A 22,551-nucleotide genomic window follows, 5' to 3' on the forward strand; every position below is an offset into this window, starting at 1 on the left:
CCCTCCCCGCCCCGCGAAGTACATCGGCCCGCGCGTGCGGGCCGGCACAGTCGGCGGGGCGTGCACGCCCGCCCCCGTGCCAGCCGCGCCGGGCAGATCGCCCGCGCCGTCACGCGCCACCGTCGTGCCCGCGTCCGTTCCGGGTTCTCGCCGGTCGCCGGCGGGCTCCGAACGAAGCCCGCACACGTCGTCACACCTGGTACACGCGGTCGTCGAGCAGCAGCGCGAGGTACTTGTCGCACACCTCGTCGAGCGGCTCGGTCACGATCAGGTTGCGGTACACGTCGTAGTGCCGGCGGATGCGCTCCAACGCCGCGGGGATCTCCGACGGCCTGCGGAACGCCACGCCCCCGAGCCCGGCGAGCTCGGGGTGCCCGCCCGAATCCAGGTAGACCGCGGGCAGGCCGCAGGCGAGCCCCTCGATGAGCGCGTTCGAGCACGGGTCGTTGCGCGACGCGGTCAGATAGACGTCGTGCTCGCGCAGCAGATCGGCCAGACGCTCGGAGGGCTGGGGCTCGACGACGCGCACGCGTCGCATCGCGACGGGGCAGTTGCCCACGAACGTGACATCGAATCGCTCGAAGTCGAGGTTCCGGTCCAGCCATTCGTACACGGGCGCGCCCTTGCCGGGCGAGGGCGACCAACTGGTCGCGATGACGCGGAGGCGTTCGCCCGGGCGTCGCAGGCGCTCGGCGCGCCGGAAGATCGCGGGGTCGCAGGCATTAAGCACGAGCACGGGGTTCACGACGTCGAAGCCCAGGGCGGCGATGTTCGTGAGCGTGTGCCACGACTGGATGACCGTGGCGCTCGCGTAGCGGGCGTTGAAGTCGAAGCAGCGCCGGTCCTGTTCGAGCGATTCGGGCGTGCCGCGCAGCGTGCTGATGGGCCCGTCGATGCGGTGGACGACGCGGACGCTGCCGGGCTCGACGAGGCGTTCGAACGCGTCGATGGGGAACTGCACGGAGTTGACGATGTGCCCCGCGAAGTCGGACGCACGGAGCGCGGCCCCGGCGTCGCGGCCCTCGCCCGGGCTCTGCCCGTTCGCCGCCACGCGCACGCCGCGGCGCTGCGCCGCGTGCATGAGCGCCATCATGAACTGGTTGCCCCCGCCCCAGGGCGGCGGGGTGAAGTTGTTCCAGAACGAGACGACGCCCTCGCGCCTCGGGGGCGCCACACGCGCGGGGGAACGCACCGACGCGGCCGACGTGATCGGCGACGGGGTCGATCTCGCCGCGGCCTCTCGCGCGGCGTTCGCGTACACCTCAACGAAGCGGAGCACGTTCGCGTCGGGCGTGTGGCGCGCACGGACGATCTCGCGGTGCGCGGGCGCGAACCGGGCGAGCGTTCCGCCCGCGTCCGGCGCGGACGCGCCGGCGCGAGACTCGATGTCCGCCTCGATCTTCTCGACCGCCTCGACGACGTCGGTGTACAGGCACTCGGGGCTCAGCACGTCGGGCGCCAGGCCCACGGGCGTGCTCAGCACCGGCACGCCCAGGGCCGACGCTTCGAGCACCGCGCGCGGGCCGCCTTCGGAGCGGCTCGTCACCAGGCACAGGTCCGCTCCGCGGTAGAGCGCCAGGATCTTCGCCGCGGGCAGGATCGCGCCCGGGTAGTCGTCGTCGGGTGTTTCATGCCCCGCGAAGGCGTACGGCACGGCGCGCTCGCGCAGGCGCTCGCGCACCCAGTGTCGCCGGGGGCCCGCGAGCAGGGCGGCGACGTTCCGCCCGCGCCGGCGCAGTTCGGCGAGGATCTCGACGAACAGGTCGGGCCCTTTGACGAGCTTGGGGACCCAGTTGCCCACGCCCCCGCCGCGGTACCCCGGGCCGGCGGTGTCGCGGTGGAAGTTCGCGATGACGTACGCGCCCTCGGGCAGGCGCGCCCGCACGCCGCTCGCCCAGGCGCTCGCCTGTGCATCGCCCGTCGCCTCGCCCCCCGGCGCGTGCAGCCACGCGGGGTCGATCGCGTAGGGCACGTACGCGCACGCGAGCCCGAGGGTGCGCAGTTTCTCGAGCGCGCCGCGCGACTGCGCGATCCAGGTCGTGACGCGGCGGACGGCCCCGCGGAACCGCGGCTCGCTCAGCACGCGCGCCGGATCGCCCGCCATGTGGCACACCACCGCCCGCCCGCGCACCGCGTCGGCGGGCAGCGCCATCAGCGGCTCCCACCAGCACGCGTGGATCACCTCCGCCTCGGGCGGCGTGGGCACGAGCGTCGCGACGCGCGCCAGGGCCATCGCGGTCAATCGCCGGTCCTCGTCCACCGCCCAGCCCGTGCCGTCGCCGGAACAGAGGTACACGCGCGTCGGCGGGGCGGCGCTCATGCGCGCACCGCCCGCACGCCGTAGCCGGTGGCGAAGCTCCGGTAGTACGGGTGCGCACGCTCGCCGAGTGATCGCTCGTGGGCGAGGGCGCGCTCGCGCACCCAGCGGACGAAGGGCATGGCGTGCGCCTCGACGCCCGGCCAGAACCCGTCGGTGTCGCGCAGGTGCAGGGCCCAGCCGCGCAGGAGTTCGGCGAGCACGCTGAAGAACATGCCCTGGGGCTCGACGGCGATGTCGCCGAAGCCGCAGGCGCGCAGCGTGGTGGTCCACCAGTAAGGGGTGTAGCGCCCGACGTCGATGGGATCGTCGTGCACGCGGAACATGAACGGCGCGGTCGCCAGCAGTTCGCCCCCGGGGCGGAGCAGGCGGGCGGCCTCGCGCAGGGCCGCGACGGGATCGGGCAGGTGCTCGACCACCTCGCCCATGATGACGGCGTCGGCCTGGGCGTCGGGCAGCGGGATGCAGGCCGCGTCAGCGACGACATCGGGCGACGCCGCCGCGCTCGTGTTGACGCGGATGGCGCGGACGTCGCAGGCGTCGAGGTCGAACTGCCCGCGCTTGCGTCCCTTGATGCCGCCGATGTCGACGACGCGGGCGCCCGGGGGCAAGCGCGCCACGCGGCGCGTGAAGAACTCGTCGACGAAGTACCGCCGGACGGAGTACGCCAGGTCGTCGACGCGGGGGTCGACGGCCGGTGGTCGCGGGGTGCTCAGGGTCTGCGTCATCAGGCCCCCGCCGTTGCTCGCAGGATGACCCGGGCCGCCTGCTGCGCCGGCGCACCGACCTGCGGCCCGACCTCGCTCCACACCACGCGCGTGCCGGGGAAGAGCGCGGCGACGCCCTGGGGAGACTCGAAGTCCCACAGGTCCGCGCCGCGGCGTCCGTAGCGGACGGGCACCTCGATCACGATCGTGCCGCCCGGGCGCAGCACGCGCATCCACTCGCGGGCCGCCTTCTCGGGGTCGAGCGCGTGCTCGAGGCTGTGCGAGGCGTACACGACGTCGAACGACGCGCCCTGCAGGTCCAGGGCGTGCATGTCCATCACGTGCACGCGCGGATCGGCCGCGTGCAGATCGATCCCCAGCGTGTGCACGTAGCCGGCCCGGGCCAGGTGGTCCAGCTCGTGCCCGTTGCGGCAGCCCACGCACAGGATCCGCGGCTCGGGCGTCGTGGGCACAAAGTCGCTCATGCGCTCGATCAGCCGGCGGGCCCGATCGCCCGGGTCGTGGTCCTTCAGCGACAGGCTGCGCTCCAGTTGCACCCGCCGGTACTCGTCGGGCGACAGTCCCGGCGCGTTCTGGCGGCGCCAGGCGTCGGCCGGGTCGGGGCGCGGGACGTGCGCTTCGACCCAGTACTCGCCCCATATCGCGACGCACTCGCGCACCTCGAGCCCCGCCTCGCGCAGTTCGCTCCGCAGTTGGTCGCGCGTGTACTCGGTCTCGTGCGTCGGGTCGAGGCGCCATTCGAGGCCCAGTTCCTTGCGGAACGGCACGCGCCAGTCGCGGTCGAACGCGGGCACGCGGACCAGGAAGCGCTCGGCGCCGTACCACGCGCGCCACACCGCCAGGCGGGCCGCCCGCTGCGTGAGGTGCTCGAGCACGTTCGAGAGCACGACGACGTCGAACGACCCCGGGACGCGTGTCGTGGTGATGTCGCCGATGTCGAACGACGACCGTTCGGACACGCCCGCGCGTGCCGCCCGTTCGCGGCATGCGCGCACGTTCGCTTCCGAGAGGTCCAGGCCCGTGACGTGCGCCCCGGCCTGCTGCGCGATCGCGCAGGCGAGCGCCCCCACGCCGCAGCCCAGGTCGATGACCCGCTCGCCCGCGCGGACGCGCTGGACGAAGAACTCGTGGTAGCGCGTGAGGCGGTGCTTGGGGTGCAGCCCGCCGTCAGACTCGATGGCGCTCTCGCCCAGCCACTCGTACAGGCGGGCGTCGAGCCCGAAGAGCACCCGCGCCCGCTGCTCGGGCGAGAGCCGCTTCGCGTAGCCGTGCAGGCTGCGGAAGAAGGCCTCGACCGCGCCGGGGGCGTCGGCCTCGAGCAGTTCCGGGCTCCACCGCACCTCGTGCCGCGCAACCTGCGTCATGACGTCCTCTCCGGGCGCGGCGTGCGCGCCCTCCGGACCGTCTGTATCGGTTGTGCCGACGGGGAGACTTGGGCGAAGGCGCGGGTTACGCGGAGACGCGCAGCGCGCTGCGCGAGGCGTGGGCCAGGGCCCGCTTGTGCACCTCGGTCTCGACCTCCACGATCCGGGGCAGGCCGACCTCGTTGCGCACCGTGCGCGCCGCCGAGCAGCCCAGCATGTCGCGCCACTCGGCGTCGTTCAGCAGTTCCTCGATCGCCGTTGCGAGCGCCTGCGGGTCGGCGTCGACGCGCAGCCCGTTCATCCCGTGCGTCACGACCTCCGCCAGGCCCGGCGCCTTCACCACCAGCACCGGCGCCCCGGCCGCCATGGCTTCCAGCACGGTCTTGGGGTGCCCTTCCAGTTCCGACGACTGGACGTACGCCGTGCACCGCGACATCCGCTCCACCAGTTCGCGGTGCGGGATGCGGCTGCGGAACCGGACCGGCGCGCCCAGTTCCTTCGCCAGCTTCTCGAGCGCGCCGCGCTGGTCGCCCTCGCCGATGATCTCCAGCACCACGTTCCTGCGGCGTTCTTCGGGCAGCAGCGCCACCGCACGCACCAGCAAATCGACGTTCTTGCGTTTCGAGAGCTGCCCGGCGTACAGCAGCGTGCCCGGCTCGCGGTCCTCGCTCGCGCGGGGCTCCACGTCGAGCAGCACGTAGTTCGGCACCACCACGCAGCGCGACGGCTCCAGCCCGTACCGCCACGCCAGGTCGTCCACCATGTCGCCGGTCGTCCCGACGACGATGTCCGCGGCCTGGCACAGGGCGCGCTCGCGCTGGGCGGCCGACAGGGCCGCGGCGCTCTGCGGGCCGTGCTCGTGCGCGACGAACCGCGTCCAGAGATAGCCCCCGCGGGCGATCAGCCCCGCGGCGCACCCGCTGGCGCGCAGCGCCCGGGTGATCTCCACCGCCGCCTCGCCGCCCTGCATCTGGTTCGTCTTCACCACCACCGACTCGCAGCCCGCGACCGCCGCCCGCACCCGCGCGGGCACCGTTCGGAGGTACTCCGCCGGCGACAGCCCGTCCTCGTTGCTCACGACCGTCAGTTTCGACGACTCCTCGGGCGTCAACTCCGGCTCCAGCGCCGCGCGGTCATCCCGCCCGCCGTAGGTCACCAGCACCAGCCGCCCGTACTGCGGCCCCAATGCTCGGTACAGCGCCCACTCGCGCTCCAGCATCCCCAGGTTCGCCCACGCGCGCAGTGACACCCCTTCCGTAAACACCAGCACCAGGCAGTCGGCGATCCCGCGGCCCATCTCCGCTTCTATCGGTCCGCCCGCCATCTCAATCCACCAGAGTCACCGGCACCCGACCACCCACTCGGGCGGGGGTACGACAGAACCGATCCCCCGCCGACGCGATTTGCGGGATGTGTTCGGGGCCGCACGTTCCGGCTGCGGCGGCCCGTCGGCCGATCTTGTGTGCGTGCCCGACCGCCCCGCCGTCGAGTTCGTCGTCCCCGCGTACAACGCCGCCGACACGCTGGCGGACACGCTGCGTTCGCTGGTCGCGCAATCCGAGCCGCGCTGGCGTGCGGTCGTGGTCGACGACGGCGGCCAGGACAACCCCGAGGCGGTGGTCGGCGAGATCAACGATCCGCGCATCCGGATCGAGCGTCGGACCAACGGCGGGCTTGCCGCCGCTCGCAACACGGGTTATCGGAGCACCACCGCGCCGGCGATCTGCTTCCTGGACGCCGACGACCTGGTCGAACCGGATTTCGCGCGGCGGATGCTGGCGCGGCTGCGCGACGCCGACGCCGCCGCGTGCTGGTTTCGGTATGTCGGGCCAATGCTCGACGATTTGGGCTGGACGTACCGCGTCGGGGAGCACGACCTGCACACCGATCGGCTGGCGGGCATGAACCCGCTGGGCGTCGGGGGCGTGGTGGTGCGGCGCGACGCGCTGGACCGCGTGCGCGGCGGCGGGGCGGTGTTCGACGAATCGCTGCCGGTCGTTGAGGACTGGGACCTGTGGCTGCGCCTCGACGCCATCGGCGCCCGCTGGGCCATTGAGCCGGCGGCGCTGTTCGTCTGCCGCCTGCGGGCCCAGTCGCTCTCGGCGGGCGTCGAACGCATGTGGCGCGAGGGGCTGCGCGTGGTTCGCACCAGCGCCGCGGCGGCGGCGCGGCGTGCGGGGCTTGATGAACGCGCGCTCGAACGGCGCTGGCACCTTCGCCACCTCGCGCGGGGGGTAGCGGCCGACGACGCCGGGCTCGTGCGCGCCATCCGCGCCGAACTGGGGCCCCTGACCGCCGACGACGACGCGGAACTGGTGGGCGCGCTGCGCGAAGCGTTCTGCCGGCGGCACGCCGTGGGCGAGCACGACGCGGGGATGCGCGCGGCCGCGTGGCGGGCGACGATCGCGCGCTGCCTGCCCGATCGGCCCGCGCTCGCGCCGCGCGTGTCGTGGACGCCCGGGCGCTGGGCGACGATCGCGCGCCGGGCCGCGGCGGCGGTGCCGGCCGGGGGAACGCTCGTGATCTATGGGCTCGGGCTCAACGGGCGGGCGGCGCTCGACGCGCTGGCCGATGGCCCCGTGCCGGTGGCGGCGATCGACGACCACCCGGGGGCGCACTGCCCGGTGCCGCGCCTCGGCGTGCACGACCTCACGTCGTCGCACCGCGTGCTCGTGACGCCCGACCGGCGCGAGACGATCGTGTCGCGTCTGCGCGAGGCGGGGATCGATCGCGTGCTGCTGCCCGAGATGTTCGAGGACGAACCGGCACGCCGCGCGTCGTGAGCGCGGGACCTAGGAGACGGCGTCGAGGAGCGTCGCGAGGCGGCCATCGATCGTCGCGGCGAGTTCGTCTCGCACGACGCGCCACCGGCGGAGGCGCAGGTCGCCCGCCCAGCGGGACGCGAGGCGTTCGTCGTCGAGCGGCGTGACGATGACGGCGCGCGTGTCGGGGCGGAGCGGATCCTTCGGGCGGAGTGAATCCTGGGGGCGCGAAGCACTGTGGTGGCTGAGCCCTTCTGGCCCCGAGGGTGGAAACGCGGGCGCGGAAGCCCCCGCCTGGGACGCGACAGCCGCGGAAGCCCCCGCGCCGGCGGGCAAACGATCGTCGTGGATGTCGACGTCGAGCCCGCGCGCTCGCGCCGCATCGACGAGCAGGCGCCCGTTCGTGCCATAGCCCGCGACGAGCACCGCGTCTGGCGGCTCGAGCCCGTGCAAGAGCGCGTCCATGATCGCCTCTGGCGCAACGAGCAGCGGCGCGAGGCACGCGGCGGCGTCGCGGGCGAAGCCCGGCGCGCCCCAGCCCGCACGTTCGCACGCGCGCCACCAGCGCAGCACCCCCGGCCACACCTCCCACGCCGACGCCGACGACTCGTGCACGGCGCGCACGAGCACCGGCGCCCACCGCGCAGCGTCGGCGGTGTGCGCGGGGGAGATCACCCCGGGGGCGTCGAGCGTCGGGTCGGCGCGCCACATGTCGACGGCGCGTTCGGGCGTGGCGTCGCCCGCCGCACGGAGCGTGCAGAACTCCAGCGCGGCGCGCGCGGGCGCACCGGCTCGCGCGGCGCGGCCGGCGGGCTCGAGCGCGAGCCGCTCGCGCGAGCGGGACAGGATCTCCCGCACCGCGCGCAGCATCCCCGCGACGTCGCTGCTGAGCCCCGCCGGCATGACGCGGTGGACCGACACGTCGGCGTCGACGGGCGTCCAGCGCAGCCCGCGGGCGGCGAGGCGCGACCAGAGGTCAAAGTCTTCGGCGGCGCGGCGCGCGGGGTCGAACTTCTCGGCGTCGTAGCGAGCGCGGCGCACAAGGTGCGAGCCCGTGCAGAGCGCGTTGCCGAGCGCGAGCCTGTGCTCGTCGACCACGCCGGGCCCGGCGGCGATGCGGTGCAGCGTGCGCCCGGCGGGGTCGCACAGCAGGGTCGCGCCGCACGCCGCGTCGCCCGCGCCCGCCCCGCCGAGCAGGCCTTCGAACCCGGCGGGCAGCAGCCAGTCGTCGGCGTCGAGAAAGTAAACGAACGCGCCCGAGGCCAGGCCGATCCCTTGGTTGCGGGCGATCGACGGGCCGGCGTTGGGCTGCGAGACCACGCGGATGCGCCGATCTCGGGCGGCGTACGCGCGGGCGAGCGCGCCCGTGCCGTCGGTCGAGCCGTCGTCCACGACGATCGCCTCCCACGCGGGGACGCTCTGCGCGAGCAGCGAGTCGAGCGCGCGGGCGAGCGTCGCCTCGGCGTTGAAGGCGGGGATGATCGACGAGACGAGCGGGGTCACGCGGCGGCCTCTCGCGGGTCGCGCGACGCAACGGCCTCGCGCACGAGGGCCGCCAGCGCGTCGCGCCAGCGCGGCGCACCCGGGAATCGCGGGGCCAGCGCCTCGTCGTGCAGGGGCGTCACGACCGGCGGCAGCCCCCACGGCGCGTCCATAGGCTCGGGCTCGACGCCCGGCGGGAGCGCGCCCAGCGCGCCGGGCGGACGGTCGTCTCGCACGCGCACGCGGAGCGAACGCTCAATGGCACGGGCGATCAGCGCGCGTCCGTTGCGCCCGCAGCCGACGACCGTGACGCCCGGGCCGGGCACGCGGTCGAGCAGGCGGTCGGCGATCGCGACCGGGTCGAGCAGTCGCGCGGCCGCCGCCCGGCGCGTGCCGCGTGGATCACGCAGCATGCCCGACGCGGCGCAGACGTCCCACCATCGCTCGGCAAGCGCCCACCACGCGGGCAGCCCGTCGGTCGGGCGAAGGAACGGGCGCTCGCACCGCCCGTACAGCACGCCCCAGTAGAGCGCCGCGGCGAACGCGTCCGGCTCGAGCGTGCCCGGCGCGAAGCCATCGTCGGGCGCCAGCCCGTCGCGCATCACGCCGAGCGCGAGACGCGCATCGCCCCCGGGCGCCACGGCGGCCATGGTCGCGTAGTCGAGCGCGAGACGCGCGAGCACGGCGCGTTCGCGCGCGGGAGAAGCGTCGCACGCGGGCCCCGGCGCGAGACGCGCCCGCGCGAAGCCGCCCCGCACCGACGATTGGCCCACGCGCAGCATCGCGCCGAAGTCGCGGCTCAGGCTGCGGGCGCGCAGGCGGTACCCCGCGACGAGCGCGGGCGTGCCGGCCCAGCGCACGCCGCGCGACGCGAGGCGCAGCCACAGGTCGTAGTCCTCGCCCACGCGGAGGCGCTCGTCGAAGCGGTCGTCGCCGAGGAGATCGCGCCGGAGCATGGTGGAATGCACGATGAACGGGTTGCCCGCGAGCAGTTCGTGTAGGCCGACGTCGTGGCGGGCCTCGTGGGGCGAGGCGTCGAGGAGCGTGGCACGCTCGTCGCGGAACTCGATCCCTCCGTACGCCGCCCCGGTGGCGCGGGGCGTGCGCTCGCAGGCGTCGACCAGCGCCGCCAGTGCGCCGGGGAGGGCGAGGTCGTCGGCGTCGAGGAAGTACACGTAGCGCCCGCGGCAGCGCGGGAGGCCGGCGTTGCGCGCCCCCGCGAGCCCGCGGTTGGCCTGGTGCACGAGCTCGAGGCGGGCGTCGTCCTGCGCGAGGGCGCGGACGAGCGCCGGGCCGTCGTCGGTCGAGCCGTCGTCAACGACGATGCAGTGCCAGTCGCGCAGCGACTGGGCGCGCAGCGACGCAAGCGTGTCTCGCACGGTGGACGCGCTGTTGAACAGCGGGACGACGACGCTGACGAGCGGGGGCGGGGTCATCGGGCGGCCTCCGCGCGCGGGCCGCGGACGGGCGCGAGCCGCCAGACATGCACGCCCCGCGCGCGGTGGGGCTCGCTCGCGCGCCAGATGGCGTCCGCGAACCGCTCGCTGGCGATGAGCACGTGCGCGCCGGGGGCGAGCGAGTCGGGGCGCGAGACGCGCAGGCCGTGCCGGGTGGTGTCGGGCGGGGCGTCGTCGACGATGGCGGCGATGGGCAGGGCGAGGTCGTGCTGGCGATCGATGATCCACGCGGCGCCGGCGCCCGCGCCCCACAGGGTGACCTCGCGCGCGCCCGCGTCGCGCATGTGCCGCCCGACGTCGCGCAGGCACGCGACGCGTCCGGCGTCGGCGGCGTGGTGCAGGGCGCCCGCGCGGCGCCAGTGCGCGAGCAGGTACGCGTGGATCCCCTCGCGGGACGGGCCGTCCCGTGTCAGGAGCGCGCCGATGGCGTCGGGGTCGGGCGCGTTCGCGGCGATCTGGCGGGCGAGCGCGTCGCGCAGGGCGCGCCGGGCCTGGGGGTCGGGGGCGTCGGGCAGGAAGGCGAGCGCGTCGAGCGGGGCGCCGGCCGCGACGGCCGCCTGCGCGGCGCAGTTAGCGCTGGGCGCGTCCGCGTCGCGCACGCGGTAGGTGTACAGCACGTCGGGCAGGTTCGCGAGGTCGGCGGCGCGGGCGAGGCGCAGCCAGAGGTCGTAGTCCTGCGCCCGGGTGCAGCGCTCGTCGTACCCGCCGACTGCCAGGACGGCGTCGCGGCGCAGCATCATCGAGCCGTGGCAGAAGACGTTCTCGAGCAGCAGGCGCCAGCGGGTCTCGCGCGGGTCGGTCGGGGGCAGGACGCGGTCGATGCGCGCGCCGTCGGGCCCGACGCGTTCGTACGCCGTGCCCAGCGCCGCGAGGTTCGGCGCGGCGTGCATCGCGGCGGCCTGTCGCGCGAGGCGGTCGGGCGGGCAGCGGTCGTCGGCGTCCATGCGCGCGACGAGCGCGTGCCGGGCGCGGCGGAGGGCCTCGTTGAGCCCGGCGGCGAGGTTGGCGCCGGGCAACTCGATGACCCGGGCGCGCGGGTCGCTCCCCGCGAGGTCGCGGGCGGTGCGGGCGGTGGGGGCGTCGGCGCCGTTGAGGACGAGCAGGATCTCGAGATCGACGTCGCGCTGCGCGGCGATGCACGCGAAGGCCTCGGCGAGGCCGCCGTCGTCGCGGTGAACCGGGAGCGCTACCGACACGCCTGGAGTCATGCCGGGTACTTATCGGCCGTGCGGGGCGGGGGGGAAAACTCCGAAGGCCAGTTCCCGGAGCGCCGATAACTCGGATCGGAGGACCCATGACGACCCTGGCCACAGCGAGCACGACCGGTCCCGCGGCCTCCACGGGCACGCCGACGGGCGAGCCCCGGTACGCGACGGCGTACCGCTACACCGACCGCGAGACCAAGGCGCGGTACATCGCGGAGAAGTACGCCCCGATCCTGCACGGGAGCGTGCTCGACGTCGGGTGCGACAAGGCGCCGCTGCGGGCGCTGGTCGCGAGCCCGTCCCGCTACACGGGCGTCGACATGGCGCCGGGGTCGGACATCGTGCTGAACCTGGACGCGAGCCCGCTGCCCCTCGCAAACCGGTCGTACGACACGGTGGTGTGCACGGACGTGCTGGAGCACCTGGAGCGCTGTCACGGGGTGTTCGACGAGCTCTGCCGCGTCGCGAACGGGCACGTGGTCGTCTCGCTCCCGAACCCCGTGCGCTGCCTGCTGGACGCGCTGCGCGACGGGGCGAAGGGGCGGCTGAAGTACTACGGGCTGCCGTCGCAGCCGCCGCCCGACCGGCACCGCTGGTTCTTCGGCGCGGAGGACGCGCGGGCGTTCGTCGAGACCGGGGCCGCCCGCAACGGGTTCGACGTCGAGCAGATGGACTTTGAGAGCGTGGGCAATCTGTCGTGGATCGTCAACGGGACGGACGTGATGGACTCGCTGAACCTGCGCCTGGGCACGATGTGGGCGGTGCTCCGCCGGGCGTAGAGGGCGCGCCGGCCGGCCGGCTGGCCAGCGCGCCGTGCACGAACCCGAGCAGCGACCGGGCGAACACGCGGTGGGTGTAGCGCGTGCGCACGCGCGACGCGATGCCCGACGAGCGCGCACGCCGCCACGCGCCGTCGCCGATCGCGCGCTCCGCGAGGCGTTCGAGCCCGGGTGCGTCGCGGAACGCGCCCTCGCCCAGCCCGCCCAGCAGCCACTGGGGCGTGGTCTCGAACGCGGGGAGGATGTCGCGTTCCAGGTAGATCCGGCGGCGGCGTTCGCTCACCCAGATGCAGTCGTCGGTCGTCAGGCCCAGCCCGCGCCGGGCGTCCATCAGGTCGCGGCATTCGGGGTGGTCGTGCGCGAGGTGCCCGCCCAGGCGCGTGCCGACGTGGCACACCGTGGGCTCTTCCCGCCGCGATGCTTCGAGGGCCGCGCGGAACGTGAGGTCGTCGAAGTCGGGCTTGAGCAGGCGGCACACTGGCAGCCCGCCGCTGAGCGCGCACTCCATCACGCGCTGGTGCGTGGTCGTGGTGATGCTCGCGTGGATCGTGACGCCCGCGCACCGGTACGCGGCACGCAGCGTCTCGGCGTGCTCGAGGTCGCCGTGGGCCCAGCGGGCGAACGCCGGGTGCGCGTCCCACCCGCGCCCGTACAGGCGGAGCCTCCAGCCCCGGCGCTCGCAGATGTCCGAGGCCCACGCGATGGTCTGGTGGCGGAGCAGGCGATCGGCCAGGGGCAGCGCGAAGGAGCGCGTGACGTGGGCGAGAAGCGCGCCGGGCGGGTCGGCGCCGAGCTCGCGCCGCAGTTCGTCGAGCGCGATCGCTCGGACCTCGGCGTCGCCGGGGGCGGGGCTGGCGCCCGCGACGTGCTCTCGCGTGCGCTGCCAGATGCGTTCGAGCGTCGCCCGGCGCGGGCCGCCGCGTTCCACGCCCGCGAGCAGGCGGGCGAGCATGGCCTCGGGCGCTTCGCTGTGGTGGGTCACGAAGGCGATGTCGCAGGCGAGTCGGGCGGCGAGCGCGGGGTCGACGGGCGCGTCGTGGAACTTGGCCTCGCTGGCGACGACGGGGAAGGCGAGCGTGCGCTCGCGCGGGTAGCCGAACGTGCCGAAGAGCTCGGGGAGCAGGTGCCCGGCGACGAGGTCGAGCGGGCCCTGGGCGCGCCCTTCCTCGGCGTCGAGGAGGTGCGACATCGCGTCCTGGATCCACGTGACGAACGGGACGTTCGCGGGGATGGCCTCGCCGATCGCCCGGCGCGTGAAGTTCACGAGCACGATGAGGTCCGGGTCGAGCCGGTCGAGCGCCTCGACGTACGCGACCGCCGAGAGGCGCGCGTGCGCGTCGGGCTCGGTGAGCACCTCGCAGACGCAGCCGGCGTCGCGGAGCGCACGGGCGAGGTCGTCGGCGGCGTGCCGCACGAACGTGCTGTGCCGGCTGATGGGAACCAGCACGCGCAGCGGGGGCCCGCCCGCGCGGGCGGCGTCGTACCGGGCCGCCCAGAACGCGCGGTCGCGCGGGGCGTAGCGGGCCTGCACGCGCGCGTGCAGCGTGTCCAGTTCCCGGCCCTGGGCTTCCAATGACGCGGAGAGCACCTCGCCGAGCGCGGGCGACACGCGCGCACGCACGAACGGGCTGGAGAGCACCAGCCCCGGCAGGATCTCGGCGTGGCGCGATGCGAGGTCCGCGCGGAGGCGTGCGCCGGCGTCGGGCCCGACGAGCACGCGGACCCGCGCGTCGGCGAGGGGTTCGCGAAGATCTGCGGACGCCAGCCCGTCGAGGGCCTCGCCCGGGTCGGCCTGCACGACCCACAGACGCGGGCGGTAGCCGTTGGAGTCCGGCATGGTCGCACGCCAGGCTTCGAGGAGCGTCCAGGGCGGGTCGAGCCCTTCGATGACGGCGGGCGAGGCGTAGAGCGCGTCGGGCGGGCGGAGGCTCTTGGCGGCGGCCACGCCCTGGGCCCGGGCATTCGCGAGCCAGGCGAGCACGCGCAGGTCGGCGCGCGGGGCGGCCGCGGCACGACGCACGATCGTGCCGTCCAGCGCCCGGTACCACTCGACGCCCGGCTGGCGGAGCGTCCACGCGCCCAGATGCTCGTGGAGCGACGCCGCGAGCGCCGGGCAGGCGTCGAGGTTGGTGCGCAGCGTGTGCATGCGGACGTCGGGCGAGAGCAGATCGCGCGGGAGCGCGGAAAGTGCGCTCGCGAGGCCACGGATATCCGGGTGATCGCGGACGGCGTCGGGGAGGCTGAGGAGCAGTTCCTCGGCGAGGGCCTTGAGGCCGAGGCGCGCGAGATTGGCCGCGGCGAGGAACCGCAGCCCGTGATCGGCGGGGGCCAGGGCGAGGGCGGCGGCGGCGAGCGGGAGGAACTCCCAGGGACGCCCGTCGCGCCCGATGCGGACCAGGTCATCGCGCGAGAGCGAGGCACGGCTTGGGGCGGCGGGGGCCTGGGTCACGGGCTGGAGTATCGACCGGCGGGCGTGCGGCTCGCCAGCGGGGGCCGCGGGCGGGACGGACGCGGGCGCTTTCGCGTGCCACGGGCGGGAGCGAGCCGATAGAAGGGCACGCATGTGGGACCGAGGGACGAACGGAGAAGTGCCGGGCGGCATGCCGCGGGGCGTGGCGGGGAAGATCGTCGACGCGGCGGGGCTGGCCCGCGCGCGGGCGGCGGCGCGCGCGGAGGGGCGGCGACTCGTGCAGTGTCACGGGTGCTTCGACATCGTGCACCCCGGGCACATCCGGCACCTGCGTCAGGCGCGGGCCCTGGGCGACCTGCTGCTGGTAACGATCTCGCCCGATCCGGGCGTGCGCAAGGGCGACGGACGCCCGCTGATCCCCGAGGAACTGCGCGCCGAGAACCTCGCGGCGCTCGACTGCGTCGACCTCGTGCACGTCGACCGGCACGCGACGGCGGCGGACCTGCTCGAGGCCGTGCGCCCGGATGTGTACGTCAAGGGCAAGGAATACGAGACCAACCACGACCCGCGGTTTGCGGCGGAGCGGAAGGTCGTGGAGCGCCACGGCGGGAAGGTGGTGTTTACCTCCGGCGACGTGGTGTTCAGTTCGACCGCGCTGATCGCGGCGCTGGAACGCAGCGCGGACCCATACCTGCAGCGCCTCAAGGCCCTGGAAGGGCACCCGAGCCTGTCCGGGCAGGCGCTGTACGAACTCATCGCGGGGTTCCGGGGGCGGCGGGTGGTGGTCGTGGGCGAGGTGATCCGCGACACGTACATCTTCTGCGATCGCCCCGAGGTGGCGGGCGAGAGCGCGATGATGACCCTGCGCCCGCTGGAGGCACGCCACTACGACGGCGGGGCGGCGATCATCGCACGCCACGCGACGGCGCTGGGCGCGCGGGCGGTGCTGGTGACGGCGCTGCCGGACGGGCCCGACGGCGCGGGCGTCCGCACGCGCCTGGAGGGCGAGGGCATCGAGGTGCGATCGCTGAAGGTCGACGCGCCGCTGGGAGAGAAGCAGCGCTTTCTCGTGGGCTCGCAGAAGGTGATGAAGCTGGACCTGGTCGAGCCCCTGGTGCTGGACCAGACGCAGCACGAGCACCTGCGCCGGATGGCGCGGGAGGCGGCGGCGGAAAGCCGCGCGGGCGATCCGCTGGACTTGGGCCTGGGGCGCGAGGCCGGGCGGTGCGACGCGGCGATCGTGGCGGACTTCGGGCTCGGGCTCTTCACGCCGAGCACGCTGGGCGCGCTGACGCGGGCGCTGCGCCCGGTGTCGGGCGTGCTGTCGGGAGACGTGAGCGGGAAGCGCTCGTCGCTGGCGGGGTTCTCGCAGATGGACCTGCTGTGCCCCAGCGAGTCCGAGGCGCGCGAGGCGCTGCGCCTGCACGCCGAGGGCCTGCCGCTGGTCGTGTGGAGGCTGCTGGAAGAAACCCGCTCGCGCGGGGCGATCATCACGATGGGGTCCGAGGGGCTGATCGCGTTCGACCGCCTGCCCGACGCGGCGAGCGCGGGCGACGAGTGGCGAACCCGCCTGGACTCGCAGCACGTCCCGGCGCTGGTGCCCATCCCGCTCGACCCGCTCGGCTGCGGCGACGCGCTGCTGACGACCGCGACGCTCGCGCTGTCCTCCGGGGGCACCATGCTGCAGGCGGCGTTCCTGGGGGCGGTCGCGGCGGGGGTCGAGGTGCAGCGACTGGGGAATCTCCCGGTGACGGCGCACGATCTGCGGCATCTGATCGCTCGGGTGCACGCCTCGCATCTCACCTATTCGGGTGATCCGGGGGCGGGGCGGGCTCCGGCGATGAGCCGTGCGGGGTAACCGCCGCCGGCAAAGTCCGAACGACACGGCACCGCGGTTGCGGATGCACCGCCGGGGCCGGGGCGGGTGCCCGGGCCGTCCGACGACCGACACGCAGGGCGCACACGCATGATCTCGTACGTCATCCCGACCCGCGACCGACCCGAGCGCTTGCGCGCCACGCTGCACCGGCTGACGATGCTCGGCGATCACGCCGCGGCGGGCGGGGCCGAAGTCGTGATCGTCGACAACGACTCGCGCGAGCGGCTGGTGCTGCCCCGCGTGCTGGCGGGGGGCATCGGCGTGCGCCAGGTGCTGCTGCCCACGAACGAAGGTGCGGCGGCCCGGAACCACGGCGTGCGCGCCTCGGACCCGCGGAGCGCGTGGATCGTCATGCTCGACGACGACTCGTACCCGCTTGACCTGGGGTTCGCGGGCGTGCTGGCCCGCCAGGGGGCGGACGTGGGCGCGGTGTCGGCGGACATCTGGCTGCAGGAACCGGCGGGCGAGACGTTCGGCGTGCGCGAATCGGGCGGGCTGCCCGAGGTGTTCATCGGCTGCGGGGTGGCGATCCGGCGCGAGGTCTTCCTGCGACTGGGCGGGTACGACCCGGCGTTCGGCTACTACGCCGAGGAGTACGACCTGGCCGCGAAGATGCTGCTGGCGGGGCTGCGGGTGGCGTTCGAGCCGGCGTTCCGCGTGCGTCACGAGAAGGTGAGCGCCAACCGCGACATGAACCTGATCCTGGAGCGCCTGGTGCGCAACAACGGGTGGGTGATGCAGCGGTACGCGCCGGAGCACGAGCGGCTGGAGCGCCTCCGCGAGGTGCGCCGGCGCTACCGGGCGATCGCCGTGAAGGAGCGCGCGCTGGACGGGTTCGGGCGAGGCCTGACGGCGCTGCGCGAGACCGTGCGCGAGCAACCCCGCACGCCCATGTCGCACGACCTGTGGGACCGGTTCACCGGGCTGGCGGCGGCACGGGCCGCGCTGGGGCGGGCCCACGCGGCGCGTCCGTTCGCGAGCGCGGCGTTGGTGGACGAGGGCAAGAACGCCTGGGCCGTCGTGCGGGCGCTGGAAGAACTGGGCGTGCGCCTGGCGGGGGAGAGCGAGGAAGCCGCGGTGCGCGTGGTGGGCACGCTCTCGCCGGGGCCGATGCTCGACGCGATCGACCGGCGTCGCCGGTGGCACGCGCCGCACCTGCCGATGGTGCTGGCGCCGTGGGACATCGGGCGGGAGGCGACGAACGTGCGCCGCCCGTCGCGCCGAGCGTCGCCAGCGGCTTCCGATCGCGCGGTCGAGGCGGGCGCGCGGGGCGAGGCGGCCTAGGACCTACCGCGCCACCGTCGCGGGATCGATCGCGAGCACGGCCCGCACGGGCGAGACCTCGGGCAGGATCAGGGCGTAGATCTCGGCGATGCACGCGCGCTGGCCCGGCCAGATGAACGCGTCGGCGCTGGCGGTCCACCGGGCATCGTCATGGGCGGGCTCGTGCGGGTGGGCGGGGTCGCGGGTGAGGTCGGGCTTCCACGCGGGGTCGACCTCGACGGCGAAGCGGGGCGAGAGCACGATCTCGTCGCGCCCCGCGAGGTAGAACGGGTGGACGCTCTCCAGGGCCCAGAAGCCCCGCAGCGCGGGGCTGGTGCGCGACAGGCCAGTTTCTTCTTGCAGTTCGCGCAGGGCGGCGTGCGGCGCGGACTCGCCCGGCTCGACGTGCCCCATCACCGGCTGCCACGTGCCGTGCATCGGCGGGCGGGCGCGCCGCAGTTGCAGGAACTCGGGGGCACGCCCGTCGGGGCGGCGGAAGACGTAGACGTCGACGAGATCGGTGCGGAGGCGCGGGCCGGGCGGGGCGCTGACGGGCGGACGGTCGGTCACGGGCGGGTGCTCCCGGCGGGGGTGCGCAGGGCCTTGCGGAGCGCGGCGGCCTTGGCGAGCGTCTCGCGCCACTCGCCCGGCGGGTCGCTGTCGGCGACGATGCCCGCGCCGACGCTGTAGTGCAGGCGCGCGCCCGACGCGGCGTGACGCACGATCGCGGTGCGGATGGACACGGCCCACGAGAACGCGCCGTGGTCGGACACGAACCCGGCCAGCCCGCAGTACGGGCCCCGGGGCTCGGGCTCCAGTTCGTCGATGATCTGCATGGCGCGGACCTTGGGGGCGCCCGTGACCGAGCCGCAGGGGAACGCGGCCCGGAGCACGTCCAGCGCGCTGCGCCCGTGCTCGAGCGTGCCCGACACGGTGGCGGTCGCCTGCCAGAGGGCGGCGTGGCGATCGATGTCGCGCGGGCGATCGACGCGGACGGAGCCGAGTTCGCAGACGCGGCCCAGGTCGTTGCGCATGAGGTCGACGATCATCGCGAGTTCGGCGCGGTCCTTGGGGCTGTGCTCGAGGTCGGCCCTGGCGCCGGGCGTCGCGGGGCGCGTGCCCTTCATGGGGCGGGTGGTGAGGCGCCGGGAGGCGGGGTCGAACTCGAGGAAGAGCTCGGGGCTGACGCCGCACATCGTGAGGGCGTGCGCGGGAGATTCGACGTACACGCCGTGCCAGGGGTGGGCGGCGTGGAGCATGGCCCGCCAGAGGGCGCGGGAGCTGCCCTCGAAGGGGGCGTCGAGGCGGTGGGCGAGGTTGGCCTGGTAGATGTCGCCCGCGCGGATGTACTCGATGACGCGGGCGCAGGCGGCGAGGTAGGCCGCCCGGCCGGTGCGCGATCGCAGCGGGCCGACGCGGAATGTCTCGCGCGGGGGCGCTGATTCGAGGTCAGCGACGAGGGCGGCGCCGTCGCCGATTGCCCACCACACGCGGCGATGGGCGTCGTAGGCAAGGGCGTCGGGGCAGCGGGCCCAGACCATGTCGGGGGCGTCGGCGGGCGGAAAACGCGTCGGGAGGAAGGCACGGGGCTCGAGCGCGCGGGCGGCGTCGTAGGCGACCCAGCCGATGAGCCCGCCCCGGAAGGGAGGCAGGTCGGCGGACGCCTCGGGGCACTGGGCCGCGCCGCCGGCGGCGAGGGGCAGGCTGAGGTGGCGTTCGGCGTCGGCAGGGTCGAGGACGGGGTGCGGCGAGGCGAGGACGGTCCAGCGGTGCGGGGCGTTCGGGGCGGCCCAGCAGGCGGCGAGGGGGCGGTCGGAGGGCCAGCGTTCGAGCACGTGGCCCGGCTCGAGCGGGAGGTCGATCGGGCGGCAGGACACGTCGGATGCTACGGGAGGCGGGTGGGAAAGGTGTGAAAACTCGCTTCCGTGACGGCCCGTTCCTAGACTTGTGGCCCGGCCCGGAGTGGCGCACGGGAGCGAGCCCGGCGTCCGATCAGGACCCGAACGCGGACTTGGCGAAGAACGTGGCGGCGGTGGAGCCGCGGAGTTCTCCGCGGGCGCGAGTTCGGCGCACCGGGTGCGAGAAAGGGATTCGATGACCAGCGCGAAGTCCCGTCCGTCGATCCAGCACGCCGCCGGCAAGGCGGACACGAAGAAGTCCATGAAGAAGCTGACGCGACGCGCGGAGGAGGCGGCGCAGCCGGCCCCGGCGATGCGGAACAAGCCGGGGAAGATGGTGTATTACTTCGGCAGGTCGCGCTGCGAGGGGACGGCGGAGATGAAGCCGCTGCTCGGTGGCAAGGGCGCGAACCTGGCGGACATGGTGAGCATCGGGCTGCCGGTGCCCCCGGGGTTCACGATCACGACGGACACGTGCGCGTCGTACTACCGCAACGGGCAGCGTCTCCCGCACGGGCTGATGAACGAGGTGCACAAGAACATCGCGCTCATCGAGAAGGAGACGGGGAAGAAGTTCGGCGACAACGGCAACCCGCTGCTGGTCTCGGTGCGTTCGGGTGCGGCGGTGTCGATGCCCGGGATGATGGACACGATCCTGAACCTGGGGCTCACGGACGCGAGCGTGGCGGGGCTGGCGGCGAGCACGGGCAACGTGCGGTTCGCGTACGACTCGTACCGCCGGCTGATCAACATGTTCGGCGACGTGGTGATGGGCGTGGACCACCACCACTTCGAGGACGCCTTCACGAAGATCAAGACGAAGTACAAGGCGAAGGCCGACACGGACGTGCCCGAGCAGGGCATGATCGAGCTGTGCGAGGCGTACAAGGCGGTGTACCAGCGCTTCAAGGGCGAGGTCTTCCCGCAGAACCCGTTCAAGCAGCTCGAGCTGGCGATCGAGGCGGTCTTCAAGAGCTGGGAGGGCGAGCGGGCGATCTCGTACCGGCGCATCGCGGGCATCAGCGGGCTGAACGGCACGGCGGTGAACGTCCAGACGATGGTCTACGGCAACATGGGCGACGACTCGGGCACGGGCGTCGCCTTCACGCGCAACCCCGCGACGGGCGAGAACGCCCTGTACGGGGAGTACCTCGTGAACGCGCAGGGCGAGGACGTCGTCGCGGGCATCCGGACTCCCATCCAGGTGGATCAGATGCCCAAGTGGAACAAGAAGGTCTACGCGCAGCTGCTCGAGATCAAGGCGAAGCTCGAGAAGCACTACCGGGACATGCAGGACATCGAGTTCACCATCGAGCGCGGGACGCTGTACATGCTCCAGACGCGCACCGGCAAGCGCAACGGCTTCTCGGCGGTGCGCGTCGCGTGCGACATGGTGCGCGAGCGCCTGATCGACGAGAAGACGGCGCTGCTGCGCATCCCCGCGCAGGACCTGACGCAGCTGCTGCTGCCCAGCTTCGACCCCTCGAAGAAGAAGAACGCGGACGTGCTGACGCTGGGGATTCCCGCCTCGCCGGGGGCGGCGGTGGGCAAGCCGGCGTTCACGGCGGCGGAGGCCGTCGACCGCGCGCACAACGGCGAGAAGGTCATCCTCGTGCGGCGCGAGACGAGCCCGGAGGACGTGGAGGGGATGCACTCGGCGGCGGGGATCCTGACGAGCACGGGCGGGCGGACGAGCCACGCGGCGGTGGTGGCGTGCGGGTGGGGCAAGTGCTGCGTGGTGGGCGCGGGCGAGCTCGAGATCGACCCGGTGAAGGGCAAGATGACGGTGAAGGGGCGCACGTTCGGGCGCGAGGACGTGATCTCGATCGACGGGAGCACGGGCGAGGTCATCGCGGGGCACCTGGCGAGCGTGGAGCCGAAGCTGTCGGGGGACTTCTCGCAGGTGATGAAGTGGGCGGACAAGTACCGGACGCTGGGGGTTCGGACGAACGCGGACACGCCCGAGGACGCGGAGCGGGCGCGCGGGTTCGGGGCGGAGGGGATCGGCCTGTGCCGCACCGAGCACATGTTCTTCGAGGGCGACCGCATCAAGGTGATGCGGGAGATGATCCTGGCGGAGACGCGCGAGGCGCGGGAGAAGGCGCTGAATAAGCTGCTGCCCTTCCAGCGCGACGACTTCATGGGGATCTTCAAGGCGATGAAGGGCCTGCCGGTGACGATCCGGCTGATCGATCCCCCGCTGCACGAGTTCCTGCCGCACGAGGAGAAGGCGCAGAAGGAGATGGCGCAGCAGTTGGGCGTGAGCCTGGAGAAGGTGCGGACGCGGGTGTCGGCCTTGCACGAGGCGAACCCGATGCTGGGGCACCGCGGGTGCCGCCTGTGCGTGACGTACCCCGAGGTGCTGGAGATGCAGGTGCGGGCGATCACGGAGGCCGCGATCGACTGCCTGCGCAGCAACATCAAGGTGTTCCCGGAGATCATGATCCCGCTGGTGGGCACGCGCAAGGAGCTGGCGGTCTTGCGCGAGCAGGTCGAGCAGGTGATCGCGCAGGTGAAGGAGAGCGAGGACTATCGCCCGCGCCTGGACATCAAGATCGGCACGATGATCGAGGTGCCGCGGGCGGCGATCACCGCCGACGAGATCGCGGAGAAGGCCGACTTCTTCTCGTTCGGCACCAACGACCTGACGCAGATGACCTTCGGGTACTCGCGCGACGACGCGGGGGCGTTCCTGCCCGACTACCTGTCGCGCGAGATCCTCCCGCACGACCCGTTCCAGACGCTCGACGCCGGGGGCGTGGGACAGCTCGTGGAGATGGGCGTCAAGAAGGGGCGCGCCACCAGGCCCGACCTCAAGGTGGGGATCTGCGGCGAGCACGGGGGCGACCCCAAGAGCGTCTGGTTCTTCCACAGCGCAGGGCTCGACTACGTGTCGTGCTCGCCGTTCCGGGTGCCCATCGCGCGGCTGGCGGCGGCGCAGGCGGCGATCAAGGCCGCCAAGTAAGCCGCCGGCGGCCCGGGCTCGGGTGTGGTTTCGGAGAGGCGT

15 protein-coding genes are annotated in these 22,551 nt (G+C 74.0%); 5 read left to right on the forward strand and 10 right to left on the reverse strand.

Annotated features, from left to right (window positions below; translation table 11 throughout):
* Positions 1-190: 190 nt before the first annotated feature.
* The 4 genes from SFY69_08205 to SFY69_08220 all read right to left on the reverse strand — a co-directional run bounded on the left by SFY69_08205 (position 191) and on the right by SFY69_08220 (position 5,706).
* The gene (locus tag SFY69_08205) at positions 191-2,320 is read right to left on the reverse strand and encodes a glycosyltransferase (GenBank protein MDX2132019.1); all 2,130 of its coding nucleotides are present in this window, start codon (positions 2,318-2,320) and stop codon (positions 191-193) included.
* Positions 2,317-3,045: a class I SAM-dependent methyltransferase gene (locus SFY69_08210; GenBank protein ID MDX2132020.1), complete on the reverse strand. Its 729-nt coding sequence runs from the start codon at positions 3,043-3,045 to the stop codon at positions 2,317-2,319. Before SFY69_08210 ends, SFY69_08205 begins: the two co-directional genes overlap by 4 nt.
* Positions 3,045-4,409, reverse strand: a complete 1,365-nt coding sequence (locus SFY69_08215) for a methyltransferase domain-containing protein (protein MDX2132021.1) — start codon at positions 4,407-4,409, stop codon at positions 3,045-3,047. Before SFY69_08215 ends, SFY69_08210 begins: the two co-directional genes overlap by 1 nt.
* An 85-nt stretch (positions 4,410-4,494) precedes the next feature.
* Positions 4,495-5,706, reverse strand: coding sequence for a glycosyltransferase family 4 protein (locus tag SFY69_08220; protein MDX2132022.1), 1,212 nt, complete (start codon positions 5,704-5,706; stop codon positions 4,495-4,497).
* 169 nt (positions 5,707-5,875) lie between these two features.
* Here SFY69_08220 and SFY69_08225 point away from each other — a divergent pair, with 169 nt between their 5' ends.
* A complete protein-coding gene (locus SFY69_08225) occupies positions 5,876-7,192 on the forward strand; it encodes a glycosyltransferase family A protein (protein MDX2132023.1) in 1,317 nt (438 codons plus the stop codon).
* Positions 7,193-7,201: 9 nt separating this feature from the next.
* Here SFY69_08225 and SFY69_08230 read toward each other — a convergent pair whose 3' ends face one another.
* Genes SFY69_08230 through SFY69_08240 form a run of 3 tightly spaced genes read right to left on the reverse strand, consistent with a single transcriptional unit; the run spans position 7,202 to position 11,306 of the window.
* The gene (locus SFY69_08230; protein MDX2132024.1) at positions 7,202-8,674 is read right to left on the reverse strand and encodes a glycosyltransferase; all 1,473 of its coding nucleotides are present in this window, start codon (positions 8,672-8,674) and stop codon (positions 7,202-7,204) included.
* Complete coding sequence (locus SFY69_08235) at positions 8,671-10,089, reverse strand: glycosyltransferase (protein MDX2132025.1); 1,419 nt, start codon at positions 10,087-10,089, stop codon at positions 8,671-8,673. Before SFY69_08235 ends, SFY69_08230 begins: the two co-directional genes overlap by 4 nt.
* A complete protein-coding gene (locus tag SFY69_08240) occupies positions 10,086-11,306 on the reverse strand; it encodes a glycosyltransferase (GenBank protein MDX2132026.1) in 1,221 nt (406 codons plus the stop codon). Before SFY69_08240 ends, SFY69_08235 begins: the two co-directional genes overlap by 4 nt.
* A 98-nt stretch (positions 11,307-11,404) precedes the next feature.
* Here SFY69_08240 and SFY69_08245 point away from each other — a divergent pair, with 98 nt between their 5' ends.
* Positions 11,405-12,094 (forward strand): methyltransferase domain-containing protein, encoded by a 690-nt coding sequence (locus SFY69_08245; GenBank protein ID MDX2132027.1) that lies wholly within the window; start codon positions 11,405-11,407, stop codon positions 12,092-12,094.
* Here the strand turns inward: SFY69_08245 and SFY69_08250 are convergent.
* Complete coding sequence (locus SFY69_08250; GenBank protein MDX2132028.1) at positions 12,021-14,543, reverse strand: hypothetical protein; 2,523 nt, start codon at positions 14,541-14,543, stop codon at positions 12,021-12,023. The two genes, SFY69_08245 and SFY69_08250, sit on opposite strands and share 74 nt — an antisense overlap.
* Positions 14,544-14,655: 112 nt before the next feature.
* Here SFY69_08250 and SFY69_08255 point away from each other — a divergent pair, with 112 nt between their 5' ends.
* Together SFY69_08255 and SFY69_08260 are read left to right on the forward strand one after the other, a co-directional pair.
* Positions 14,656-16,362 carry a PfkB family carbohydrate kinase gene (locus SFY69_08255; protein MDX2132029.1) on the forward strand — a complete coding sequence of 569 codons (1,707 nt, stop codon included), beginning with the start codon at positions 14,656-14,658 and terminating at the stop codon, positions 16,360-16,362.
* 108 nt (positions 16,363-16,470) lie between these two features.
* Complete coding sequence (locus SFY69_08260) at positions 16,471-17,667, forward strand: glycosyltransferase (protein ID MDX2132030.1); 1,197 nt, start codon at positions 16,471-16,473, stop codon at positions 17,665-17,667.
* 3 nt (positions 17,668-17,670) lie between these two features.
* Here the strand turns inward: SFY69_08260 and SFY69_08265 are convergent, their stop codons facing one another.
* Entirely contained in the window at positions 17,671-18,216 is a 546-nt protein-coding gene (locus SFY69_08265) for an NUDIX domain-containing protein (GenBank protein MDX2132031.1), read from the reverse strand.
* A complete protein-coding gene (locus SFY69_08270; protein MDX2132032.1) occupies positions 18,213-19,523 on the reverse strand; it encodes an anthranilate synthase component I family protein in 1,311 nt (436 codons plus the stop codon). The genes SFY69_08265 and SFY69_08270 overlap by 4 nt, the downstream gene beginning before the upstream one ends.
* A gap of 334 nt (positions 19,524-19,857) precedes the next feature.
* On the opposite strand from SFY69_08270, the gene ppdK reads away from it, so the two are divergent.
* A complete protein-coding gene (ppdK, locus tag SFY69_08275; protein MDX2132033.1) occupies positions 19,858-22,509 on the forward strand; it encodes a pyruvate, phosphate dikinase in 2,652 nt (883 codons plus the stop codon).
* Positions 22,510-22,551 lie beyond the last annotated feature (42 nt).

The sequence above is a fragment of the Planctomycetota bacterium genome, from assembly GCA_033763975.1.
Lineage (GTDB): Bacteria > Planctomycetota > Phycisphaerae > Phycisphaerales > UBA1924 > RI-211.